Here is a 10,807-nt window from a genome sequence, read left to right on the forward strand (position 1 = left end):
GCAACAAGTTTTGCGGCGATGGTCTCATTGGCCTGCGCTATGCGGTGCTTGCGACAATACTTTACGTACAGAGCCTAGCTCGGGGTTGTAGACCTTTTTCGACTTTACCCAAACGAAAAAAGGAGTAGAGTGGCGCGCCTTCTGTTCTGCCCCACAGTGTTCTATGAAGTTTCGCACAAACTCTTCCTCTGTTACTCCCTCCGGATCACCTGCCGAGGCACCAAGGCGGTTTTCTTTGCGTGTAGCCATCTGGCTGTTGGACAACCCGCGGCTGGGGACTAATCCGAGCATCAAGCATGTGGCCGGTCATCTGCTCAAGCAACCTGCCCGCCAGGGTGTGGTGCTGGCGCAAAGTCGTCTCGGGCAACTGATGTGCCGCGATTGTGGCAGCAAGCGGGACCAACGCATTGGTCATGCCTTGTTACGTAATGCTGCGCGCGCAGGCGATGAGGCAGCCCAGCAAGAACTCAACAAGATCGAAGACTGAGCTGTCTTCGACTCTGCAGCTTGGTTAACCTTGCTCTTTTACCTTGTGCGGAGGGGTTATGGCCCTGGACTTGAACAGCATTCTGCTGGGCCTGGTGGTAGCAGGTGTGCCGTTGTTGGCTTTTATCTGGCAGTTGCAGCGTCGGGTCAGCGCGCATAACGCAGAACTGGCCCTGCTGGAAGAGCGCTTGAATATGGCGCAGTTGGCACAGGAAGGTCTCAATGCACAACTCGATGCTGGCCGTGACGAGATCAGTGATCTGGGGCAGGCCAATGCCGCCAAGCAGGCAGAGCTGGCGGCCCTGAGCCGCGAAGTCGAGTTGTTGCAGGTCGAGCGCGACAACGCCCGGGATGCTGCCCATGGCTGGAGCCTGGAGCGGGCTCAGAAAGAAACTGAATTGCGCAGGCTTGATGCCCAGTGCGCCGCACAAGCGGCAGAGCTACGCGAGCAGCAAGAAAACCACCAACAACGACTCAACGACCTGCAGGGTTCTCGTGATGAGCTACGGGCGCAGTTTGCAGAGTTGGCCGGCAAAATATTCGATGAGCGCGAGCAGCGGTTTGCGCAGACCAGCAATGAGCGACTGGGGCAGTTGCTGGACCCGCTTAAAGAACGCATTCAGTCGTTCGAAAAGCGCGTCGAGGAAAGTTATCAGCAGGAAGCCCGCGAGCGTTTCTCTCTTGGCAAAGAACTTGAGCGACTTCAGCAACTCAACCTGCGCTTGAGTGAGGAGGCCACTAACCTCACGCGGGCGCTTAAGGGGCAGAAAACCCAAGGCAACTGGGGTGAGTTGATTCTGGAACGGGTACTGGAACATGCCGGGCTGGAGAAGGGGCGTGAATATCAGACCCAGGTCAGCCTCAAGGGCCCGGATGGCGAACGCTTCCAGCCGGACGTGCTGATCATGTTGCCGGGCGACAAGCAGGTAGTGGTCGATTCCAAGGTCAGTTTGACTGCCTATCAGCAGTTTGTTGCAGCGGATGATCAGGTGATCGGGCAGGCGGCACTCAAGCAGCATGTGTTGTCGTTGCGTAATCACGTCAAGGGCCTGGCTGGCAAGGACTATAAGCGTCTGGAAGGCTTGCACAGCCTGGACTTCGTTTTGTTGTTCGTGCCCATTGAGGCGGCCTTTTCAGCTGCATTGCAGGCCGAGCCCAATCTGTTTCAGGAAGCGTTCGACCGCAACATTGTGATTGTCAGCCCCACAACCTTGTTAGCTACGTTGCGGGTGATCGACAGTTTGTGGAAGCAAGAGCGTCAAAGCCAGAACGCGCGCGAAATTGCTGAGCGTGCCGGGTGGCTGTACGACAAGTTTGTGCTCTTTATTCAAGACCTGGATGAGGTTGGCAATCGCTTGCAGCAATTGGACAAAGCCTATGCTGCCGCGCGCAACAAGTTGACGGACGGGCGCGGTAACTTGGTGAGCCGCAGCGAGCAGCTTAAGTTGTTGGGTGCGCGAGCCAGTAAAAGCTTGCCGCCGGATCTGCTGGAGCGCGCCATGACCGACGTAGACGGTGTGGCGCACCCCGCAGAGTGACGTGCAGCGGACTGAGTGAATGGCGGCCAGGCGCTGTTAAAGCGGGACGTGGCGGCTAACCAGTGCCCGCAGTACGGCGGGCTTCACCGGTTTGGCAAGATATTCCAGACCCGCTGCATGCACCTGCGCAATCATCTCCGGGCGTCCGTCTGCACTGATGACCACGCCCGGCACCGGCTCGCCCAGTTCAGCCCGTAGCCAACGCATCAGCTCGGTGCCGACTTCGCCGTTATCCAGGTGGTAATCCACCAATACCAGTTGCGGGCGTACCCCTTCATTGAGCAGGGCCGCACATTCTTCGCGATTGCGCGCCGTCCAGACGCGGCATCCCCAGCGGGTCAACAGGCTTTGCATACCGATCAGAATGCTGTCTTCGTTATCGATACACAGCACTTGCGCGCCCGTCACGGGTTGACCATTTTGCTCTGCGACGACCGGTTGTGGGGCAACCTGACTCTGTGCCAAAGGCACGCTGACGCTGAATACGCTGCCTTTACCAGGCCATGAGCGAACTTGCAGGGTGTGTCCCAGCACGCGGCACAAACCGTCAGCAATCGCCAGCCCTAGCCCCAAGCCCTTTTCAGCGCGGGTCTGATGGCTGTCCAAGCGTTTGAATTCCTCAAAAATGACCTGCAACTTGTCCTCTGGAATGCCTGGGCCGCGGTCCCACACTTCGAGGCACAACGCATTGCCACGACGGCGCACGCCTAGAAGAACCGGTCCTTTGGCATAGCGAAATGCGTTGGTCAGGAAGTTCTGCAAGATCCGGCGCAGCAGTTTGATATCACTGCTCACCCGCAATCGACTGCCGCGGACACGGAAGGTCAGCCCTTGCTCTTGAGCCTGTGCCTTGAACTCATTGCCCAGCGTGTCAAACAGCTCATTCAGGGCAAACGGCTTGATGTCAGGCGTGAATTTTCCGTTTTCGAGCCGGGAAATATCCAGCAAGTCGCTGATCAGGTCTTCGGCAGAACGTAACGAGCTGTCCAGATGTTGCACCAGCTTTTGTGCCTCCGGGCTAAGTCCTTCCTCCTGGTGGGAAAGGGCGGAGGAGAACAACCGGGCGGCATTCATGGGCTGCATCAAGTCATGGCTGACAGCAGCCAGAAAACGGGTTTTCGATTGGTTGGCGGCTTCTGCGACGCCCTTGGCTTCGATCAGAGCCTTGTTCAGCTCGGACAGTTCGCGGGTGCGCTCGGCCACCCGTTGCTCCAGGCCTTCGTTGGCCTCTGTCAGTGCCTGCTCTGCTTCGCGGAAGGCAGTAATGTCGGTAAAACTCATGACAAACCCGCCGCCCGGCATCGGATTGCCGATCAGCTCAATCACGCGCCCATTGGGGAACAGCCGTTCCGAGGTGTGGGCGCGCCCCTGACGCATCCAGTGCAGGCGACGGGCTACATGCACCTCGGCTTCGCCGGGACCGCACAGGCCACGCTCGGCATTGTGGCGGATGATGTCGGCAATCGGCCGGCCAACGCTGATCAAGCCATCAGGGTAGTCGAACAGCTCAAGATATCGGCGGTTCCAGGCCACGAGCCGCAAGGACTGGTCGACCACGCTGATGCCTTGGGTGATGTTCTCAATCGCGCCTTGCAGGAGGGCGCGGTTGAACTGCAACACTTCTGACGCTTCGTCGGCAATGCGTACGACGTCTTCGAGCTGCATTTCCCGGCCTTCGATGGCAGCTTTCACCACTGCCCGGGTCGAGGACGCACCGAGCACGCCTGCCAGCAAGCGTTCTGTGTGGGCGATCCATTCGCCATCGGCATTCTGGTTCGGGTTGAAGCCTTTGCCCTGACGGTAAGCGAAACGGATAAAGCTCTGGCGCGCGCGTTCTTCGCCGACAAAACGTGCGGCCAGCGTTAACAGGTCATTGATCTGTACAGCCAGCATGGAGCGGCCATTGGGGTGGCTGATTTCCTGGCCGATGAATCGTCCTGCTTGCCAGTGTTCCGAGACACGGGTGCGCGACAGCACCGAGACCCACGCAAAGACGGTGAAGTTGCCGGCCAATGACAGCACGACGCCTTGTGTCAGAGGTGTAATAGGCAACCCCAGCGGGTTGCCATGCAGCCAGGCCAAACCCGGGAAGTGGCTCAAGTGCCAGCCAAGGCTGTGAGCTATCAGGGGCAACACCAGTGTGTAAAACCAGATAAAGGTACCCGTGGCCAAACCGGCGAAGACGCCGCGACGGTTGGCTTGTTTCCAGTACAGCGCACCGATCATGGCGGGTGCCAATTGCGTCACGGCGGCGAAGGAAATCTGCCCAATGGTGGCCAGGCTGGCTGTTGAGCCCAGCAGGCGATAGCTGACGTAAGCCAGCAGCAAGATGACCACAATCGATACGCGGCGCACCGACAGCATCCAGTAGCGGAACACTTCAAAGGGGCGCTCGGCGTTTTTGTGCCGTAACAACCAAGGCAACAGCATGTCGTTGGAGACCATGGTCGACAGGGCTACGCTGGCCACAATCACCATGCCGGTGGCCGCAGATGCGCCACCGATAAAGGCCAACAAAGCCAGTGCCGGGTGGGCTTGCGCCAGTGGCAGGCTGATCACGAAGGAGTCTGGCAGGACTGAGCTGGGCAACATCATTTGCCCGGCCAGCGCGATCGGGACGACAAACAGTGCAGCCAGGATCAAATAGGCCGGGAACACCCATTTCGCCAGCCGTAAATCCTGTGGCTCGATGTTTTCGACCACGGTCACGTGGAATTGGCGAGGTAAACAAATGATGGCCATCATGGCCACGCCGGTTTGCACCACCATCGAGGGCCAATTGACGGTCTCTTTCCAGTATTGCTCCAGGCGCGGTGCGAGCATCGCCTGATTGAACAAGTCGTCAAAGCCGTCATACAGGCCGAAGGTTACGAACGCACCCACAGCGAGAAACGCGAACAGCTTGACCAGCGACTCGAAAGCAATTGCCAGCACCATGCCGCGGTGGTGCTCGGTGGAGTCAAGGTTGCGGGTGCCGAAGACGATGGTAAACAGCGCCAGTACCAGAGACACAATCAGGGCTGTGTCTTGCGCGCGAGTGCCGGTTGCATCGGCACCTGCACCGATCAACAGGTTCACGCCGAGTACGATGCCTTTAAGTTGCAAGGCGATATAAGGCAATACGCCAACCAGACAGATCAGCGCCACGACAATTGCCAGCGACTGGGATTTGCCGTACCGCGCGGCGATGAAGTCGGCAATGGAGGTGATGTTCTCCTGTTTGCTGATCATCACCATTTTTTGCAGCACCCAGGGTGCAAACACCAACAACAGCACCGGGCCCAAGTAAATGGGCAAAAAGGACCACAGCTGCTCGGCGGCCTGGCCAACAGCGCCAAAGAATGTCCAGCTGGTGCAGTACACCGCCAGCGACAAGCTATAGACCCATGCGCGAACCCGTGGCGGCAGCGGGGTGCTGCGCCGGTCACCATAAAAGGCAATGGCGAACATGACGGCCATATAGGCCAGGGCAACGGCGGCGATCAGCCCGCTGGACAACGACATGGTGACTCCTGGAGGTATAAGGCTGCAGCAATCCGGCTGCTGCTGGCTAGTCTCGCATGATGTTTGGGCGCCGTCAGTGTCGACGATGGTCGCAACGCGGCCAACCGTCGCAGTGCTTGAAATCGGTTAAAACAGTCCTTATCTGTAAAGTCGATAACAGTTAGAGAAATTACCCGTTATATAGATATTCGATTCAGTTCTACTCTTGTATTACCTCGCACGAGGATCAGGAGGAACCCATGACTTGCCTTAACATGACCAAAACCACTTTAAGACCCTTAAGCACACTGCAACACCCGCGTGAGGTGATCCGTCAGTTCACCCCTAACTGGTTTGCAGCCACCATGGGGACCGGGGTGCTGGCGCTGGCGCTGGCTTCGTTGCCCGTACACATTCCGGGCGTGTACGCCCTCGCGGAAGGGTTGTGGCTGTTCAATATTGGCTTGTTCATTTTATTCAGCGTGCTCTATGGCGCTCGTTGGGTGCTGTATTTCGATGAGGCGCGGCGGATTTTTGGCCACTCCACCGTCTCGATGTTTTTTGGCACCATTCCCATGGGATTGGCGACCATCATCAATGGTTTTCTACTGTTCGGTGTCGCCCGCTGGGGCAGTGGCATGGTGCAAGTGGCCGAGGTGTTATGGTGGCTGGACGTGGCCATGTCGCTGGCGTTTGGCGTGCTGATTCCTTACATGATGTTCACCCGTCAGGAGCACAGTATTGACCAGATGACTGCTGTCTGGTTGTTGCCGGTAGTGGCGGCTGAAGTGGCGGCTGCCAGTGGTGGCCAGTTGGCTCCGCACCTGACGGATTCGCTGGCGCAGTTCCATGTGCTAATCACCAGCTACGTGCTGTGGGCATTTTCGGTGCCGCTGGCGTTCAGCATCCTGACCATCCTGATGCTGCGCATGGCGTTGCATAAATTGCCTCACGAAAGCATGGCGGCGTCGAGTTGGCTGGCATTGGGGCCGATTGGTACTGGAGCGCTTGGCTTGTTGCTACTGGGGGCGAATTCGCCCGCGATCTTTGCGGCCAATGGTTTTGCCGGTATCGGTGAGGTGGCCAACGGTATGGGCCTGATTGCAGGGGTTGCGCTGTGGGGCTTCGGGTTGTGGTGGATTGTGATGGCGATACTGATTACCCATCGCTACTACCGCTCAGGCATTCCGTTCAATCTGGGGTGGTGGGGGTTCACGTTCCCGCTGGGTGTGTATTCGCTGGCCACCTTGCGCCTGGGCAGTGTGCTGCACCTGACTTTCTTCGATATTGCGGGCTGTGCGCTGGTGGCTTTGCTGGTGATGATGTGGCTGATCGTGGGGCGTAAAACCTTGATCGGCGCTTACCGGGGCGAGTTGTTTGTTTCGCCTTGCATCGCGGGCTTGAACAAGTAGGAGCTTGCCTCAGGTTTTGTACGAATGCGCCTAGATGGGTGGCATCAGCTACATAACCTGAGGCAAGGTTGTGCCTCGGGTGTTACAAGAGCACTCCAATGAGAAAGCCTCTGGCGCAACTTGAGAACATGGATGATGAGTCACCCCTCGCAGTTCAGCTTGCTAAGGAAGCGACGCTTCCTGCCCTTCTTTGTGACCCAGTCGCTGGGCGCCCTCAACGACAACCTGTTCAAACAATCGTTGATTCTGGCCATCCTTTATAAGCTCGCCATCGAGGGGGACCGGGGGATTTGGGTCAATCTGTGTGCGCTGCTGTTTATCGTTCCCTTCTTTTTGTTTTCTGCCCTGGCGGGTCAGTTTGGCGAGAAGTTCGACAAGGATCGACTGATCCGTCTGATCAAACTTGGCGAAATCGCGATCATGCTTGTCGGTGCCGCAGGATTTGCATTCGATCATTTGGCACTGATGCTGGTCGCCCTGTTTGCGATGGGTACCCATTCGGCGTTGTTCGGCCCGGTCAAGTACTCAATCCTGCCGCAAACATTGCATGAGGATGAGTTGGTCGGGGGCAACGGTCTGGTAGAAATGGGGACTTTCCTGTCGATTCTGGCCGGGACCATCGGTGCGGGGATCATGCTGTCGTCGAGCAATTACGCCGTGGTGGTGTCGGTGGTGATCGTCTGCGTGGCGGCGCTCGGGTATCTGGCCAGCCGGGCCATCCCCAGCGCACCGGCCGATACACCTGATTTACGCCTGAACTGGAACATTTTCAGCGAGTCCTGGGCCACGTTGAAAATGGGTCTGAACCAGACGCCTGCAGTGTCGCGTTCTGTCGTGGGCAATTCGTGGTTCTGGTTTGTCGGTGCGATTTACCTGACACAAATTCCGGCCTACGCCAAAGAATGGCTGTATGGCGATGAAACCGTGGTGACGTTGATCCTGACGGTGTTCTCGGTGGGGATCGCGTTGGGGTCGATGCTGTGCGAAAAACTGTCGGGGCGCAAAGTTGAAATCGGTCTGGTGCCATTCGGTTCTTTTGGCCTGACGGTGTTTGGCCTGTTGCTGTGGTGGCATTCCGGGCAGATGCCGTCACCCCTTCAGCCGAATGACTGGCTGGACGTATTGGGCTTCAGTCAAGCGTGGTGGGTGCTGTTCGATATTCTTGGTCTGGGCGTGTTTGGGGGTTTTTACATCGTTCCGTTGTATGCATTGATCCAGTCTCGTACTGCGGAAAACGAGCGTGCGCGGGTGATTGCTGCCAACAACATCTTGAATGCGCTCTTTATGGTGGTCTCAGCCATCGTCACCATCCTGTTGCTCAGCGTGGCGAAACTGACGATTCCTGAACTGTTCCTTGTGGTCTCGCTGCTGAACATCGCGGTCAATACTTACATCTTCAAGATTGTTCCCGAATTCAGCATGCGCTTCATGATCTGGCTGCTGAGTCACTCCATGTACCGGGTGCAGCATAAAAACCTGCAAGCAATCCCCGACGAGGGCGCGGCATTGCTGGTGTGCAATCACGTGTCGTTTGTGGATGCGTTGCTGATAGGTGGAGCAGTGCGTCGGCCGATTCGATTTGTGATGTATTACAAAATCTACAATTTACCGGTGCTCAACTTTATCTTCCGTACCGCAGGGACGATTCCTATTGCCGGGCGCGCAGAAGATGAAGCGATCTACGAGCGGGCTTTCAAGAAAATTGCCGAATACCTGAACGACGGCGAGCTGGTGTGTATTTTTCCGGAGGGCAAGCTCACCACGGATGGCCAGATCAACGAATTCAAGGCAGGCGTCACACGGATTCTGGAACAAACGCCGGTGCCGGTGATTCCGATGGCGTTGCAAGGGTTATGGGGCAGCTTCTTCAGTCGCGATCCGAATAAAGGGTTTTTGCGCAGGCTGTGGTCGCGGGTGACGCTGGTAGCAGGCGAGCCAATAGCGGCAAGTGAGGCTACGCAAAAAGTGCTGCGTGAGCGGGTGACCGCGCTAAGGGGGCAGAGCCTCTAGACCTTTTTTGGTGGGTTTTGCTCGCCAGAGTGAACAGGGGGCGGAGGCCTGGCCAGTGACTACAGAGTGGGCATTTCTGTAGTCGCTGGCGAGTGAGGGGTCAGGCGCTGATTTTCAGACCAATCAGCCCGGCAATGATCAGCGCCACGCTGGCCAAGCGGAACAAGGCCATGGATTCGCCAAACAGAATGATCCCGGCGATGACCGTGCCCACTGCGCCCACACCTGTCCAGATGGCGTAAGCCGTGCCCAATGGCAGTTCCTTCATTGCAAGGCCCAGCAAGCCGAGGCTTACCGCCATGGCGGCGACTGTTAATGCCGTGGGGAGGGGGCGGCTGAAGCCGTCAGTGTATTTCAGGCCGACCGCCCAGCCGACTTCAAACAGGCCAGCGAAAAACAGAATAATCCAGGACATGGTTGCCTCCATCAATTGATGGGGTCGTCCCCAGAAAGTCACTCGATGAGTCGCGAGGTCGTCCTCGCTGTGCGCAGTATATTGCCCATGATTAATCTGGCAGGCAACTGTGATTTTTCGTGCGCGATCATTGATCGTCGCGCTTTCTATAGAGGAAGCAGCCGACAGTCGAAGTTGCATCATCTGCCGGACATGCTTCCTTAACCCACGTTACTCGATACCTTGCGGAATCTCTTCGCCGCCCAGCGCTTCAAACAACTGGGGCAAGAACTCACCGAACGTCAGCATCATCAAGGTAAAGCTGGCGTCTTGCTGGCCCAGGTCGTCATCGCCGCCGTTCTGTTCAGCTTCGTCTTGCAGTAGGTCTTCAAACTTCAGGCGTTTGACCACCAGTTTGTCGTCCAGTACGAACGACAGTTTGTCCTGCCAGGCTAATGACAGCTGCGTCACGACTTTGCCAGTGCTCAGGTGCAACTGAATTTCGTCGCTGGTCAGGTCCTGACGCTTGCAGCGAATGATGCCGCCGTCTTCATGGGTGTCGCGCAGCTCGCATTCGTCGAGGACAAAGAAGTGTTCGGCAGCTTTTTGGGTCTTGACCCATTCGGTCATGGTCGCACTTGGCGCTACTTTGACGGCCAATGGACGCACCGGCAGCGAACCCACAACTTCACGCAAGGTGGAGAGCAAGTCTTCGGCGCGTTTAGGGCTGGAGGCGTTAACCAAAATCAGACCCTGTTTAGGTGCGATGGCGGCGAAGGTGGCTGAGCGACGAATAAAGGCACGCGGCAAGAAGGCCTGGATGATTTCGTCCTTGAGCTGGTCGCGTTCCTTTTTGTAGACCTTGCGCATTTGCTCGGCTTCGATCTCTTCGACCTTTTCCTTGAGTGCGTCACGCACAACGCTGCCGGGCAGGATGCGCTCTTCTTTGCGGGCAGCGATCAGCAGGAAGTCCTGGCTGACGTGAACCAGTGGAGCATCTTCGCCTTTGCCAAAAGGGGCGACGAAACCGTAAGTGGCTAATTCCTGACTTGAACAGGCGCGGGCCAGTTTGGTGGCCAGTGCAGTTTCCAGCACCTGCGCATCAAAAGGCAGATCTTGGGTCAGGCGATAGATAAGCAGGTTTTTGAACCACATGGGGTGAATCACTCCTTTATACAAAGACGGCATTATTCGCCTCATGGGCGCATAGGCCAACCCTGCGCTAAGCCTTTGTCATGCATAAGAAAATTATTTTAAAAAGTGCTTGCCAGACTTCAGGTCGCTCCGTAGAATGCGCGCCACACCGAGAGTGAAAGGGTGATTAGCTCAGCTGGGAGAGCATCTGCCTTACAAGCAGAGGGTCGGCGGTTCGATCCCGTCATCACCCACCATTCACTTGCAGTGTTACGCGCAGCGGTAGTTCAGTCGGTTAGAATACCGGCCTGTCACGCCGGGGGTCGCGGGTTCGAGTCCCGTCCGCTGCG

At 57.1% G+C, this 10,807-nt stretch carries 7 protein-coding genes and 2 tRNA genes; 6 read left to right on the forward strand and 3 right to left on the reverse strand.

Going from position 1 to position 10,807, the window contains the following annotated elements; genetic code table 11:
- The first annotated feature begins 163 nt into the window (after positions 1-163).
- The gene (locus tag CJF39_RS21865; RefSeq protein ID WP_094995289.1) at positions 164-487 is read left to right on the forward strand and encodes a hypothetical protein; all 324 of its coding nucleotides are present in this window, start codon (positions 164-166) and stop codon (positions 485-487) included.
- 172 nt (positions 488-659) lie between these two features.
- Complete coding sequence (gene rmuC / locus CJF39_RS21870) at positions 660-2,024, forward strand: DNA recombination protein RmuC (protein ID WP_169965571.1); 1,365 nt, start codon at positions 660-662, stop codon at positions 2,022-2,024.
- Between the two features lie 36 nt (positions 2,025-2,060).
- On the opposite strand, the gene CJF39_RS21875 is transcribed toward rmuC, so the two are convergent.
- Entirely contained in the window at positions 2,061-5,528 is a 3,468-nt protein-coding gene (locus CJF39_RS21875; protein WP_094995291.1) for a hybrid sensor histidine kinase/response regulator, read from the reverse strand.
- A 239-nt stretch (positions 5,529-5,767) separates the two neighbouring features.
- On the opposite strand from CJF39_RS21875, the gene CJF39_RS21880 reads away from it, so the two are divergent.
- Positions 5,768-6,919 carry a TDT family transporter gene (locus CJF39_RS21880; RefSeq protein WP_094995292.1) on the forward strand — a complete coding sequence of 384 codons (1,152 nt, stop codon included), beginning with the start codon at positions 5,768-5,770 and terminating at the stop codon, positions 6,917-6,919.
- 135 nt (positions 6,920-7,054) lie between these two features.
- Positions 7,055-8,929 carry an MFS transporter gene (locus CJF39_RS21885; RefSeq protein WP_094995295.1) on the forward strand — a complete coding sequence of 625 codons (1,875 nt, stop codon included), beginning with the start codon at positions 7,055-7,057 and terminating at the stop codon, positions 8,927-8,929.
- Positions 8,930-9,029: 100 nt separating this feature from the next.
- Here the strand turns inward: CJF39_RS21885 and sugE are convergent, their stop codons facing one another.
- Both sugE and rdgC read right to left on the reverse strand, forming a co-directional pair.
- The gene (gene sugE / locus CJF39_RS21890; RefSeq protein WP_094995293.1) at positions 9,030-9,344 is read right to left on the reverse strand and encodes a quaternary ammonium compound efflux SMR transporter SugE; all 315 of its coding nucleotides are present in this window, start codon (positions 9,342-9,344) and stop codon (positions 9,030-9,032) included.
- A 210-nt stretch (positions 9,345-9,554) separates the two neighbouring features.
- Positions 9,555-10,478 (reverse strand): recombination-associated protein RdgC, encoded by a 924-nt coding sequence (gene rdgC / locus CJF39_RS21895; protein ID WP_094995294.1) that lies wholly within the window; start codon positions 10,476-10,478, stop codon positions 9,555-9,557.
- Positions 10,479-10,638: 160 nt separating this feature from the next.
- Here rdgC and CJF39_RS21900 point away from each other — a divergent pair.
- Together CJF39_RS21900 and CJF39_RS21905 are read left to right on the forward strand one after the other, a co-directional pair.
- Positions 10,639-10,714, forward strand: a tRNA-Val gene (locus CJF39_RS21900).
- Positions 10,715-10,733: 19 nt separating this feature from the next.
- Positions 10,734-10,807: transfer RNA gene (locus CJF39_RS21905), tRNA-Asp, on the forward strand.

The sequence above is a fragment of the Pseudomonas lundensis genome (genome assembly GCF_002269125.1).
Taxonomy (GTDB): domain Bacteria; phylum Pseudomonadota; class Gammaproteobacteria; order Pseudomonadales; family Pseudomonadaceae; genus Aquipseudomonas; species Aquipseudomonas lundensis_A.

Bases quoted from the DNA above. Each gene is read 5' to 3' on its own strand.
- CJF39_RS21865 (WP_094995289.1), top strand. From the start codon at position 164: ATGAAGTTTCGCACAAACTCTTCCTCTGTTACTCCCTCCGGATCACCT.
- CJF39_RS21875 (WP_094995291.1), bottom strand. From the start codon at position 5,528: ATGTCGTTGTCCAGCGGGCTGATCGCCGCCGTTGCCCTGGCCTATATG.
- CJF39_RS21880 (WP_094995292.1), top strand. From the start codon at position 5,768: ATGACTTGCCTTAACATGACCAAAACCACTTTAAGACCCTTAAGCACA.
- CJF39_RS21885 (WP_094995295.1), top strand. From the start codon at position 7,055: ATGAGTCACCCCTCGCAGTTCAGCTTGCTAAGGAAGCGACGCTTCCTG.
- sugE (WP_094995293.1), bottom strand. From the start codon at position 9,344: ATGTCCTGGATTATTCTGTTTTTCGCTGGCCTGTTTGAAGTCGGCTGG.
- rdgC (WP_094995294.1), bottom strand. From the start codon at position 10,478: ATGTGGTTCAAAAACCTGCTTATCTATCGCCTGACCCAAGATCTGCCT.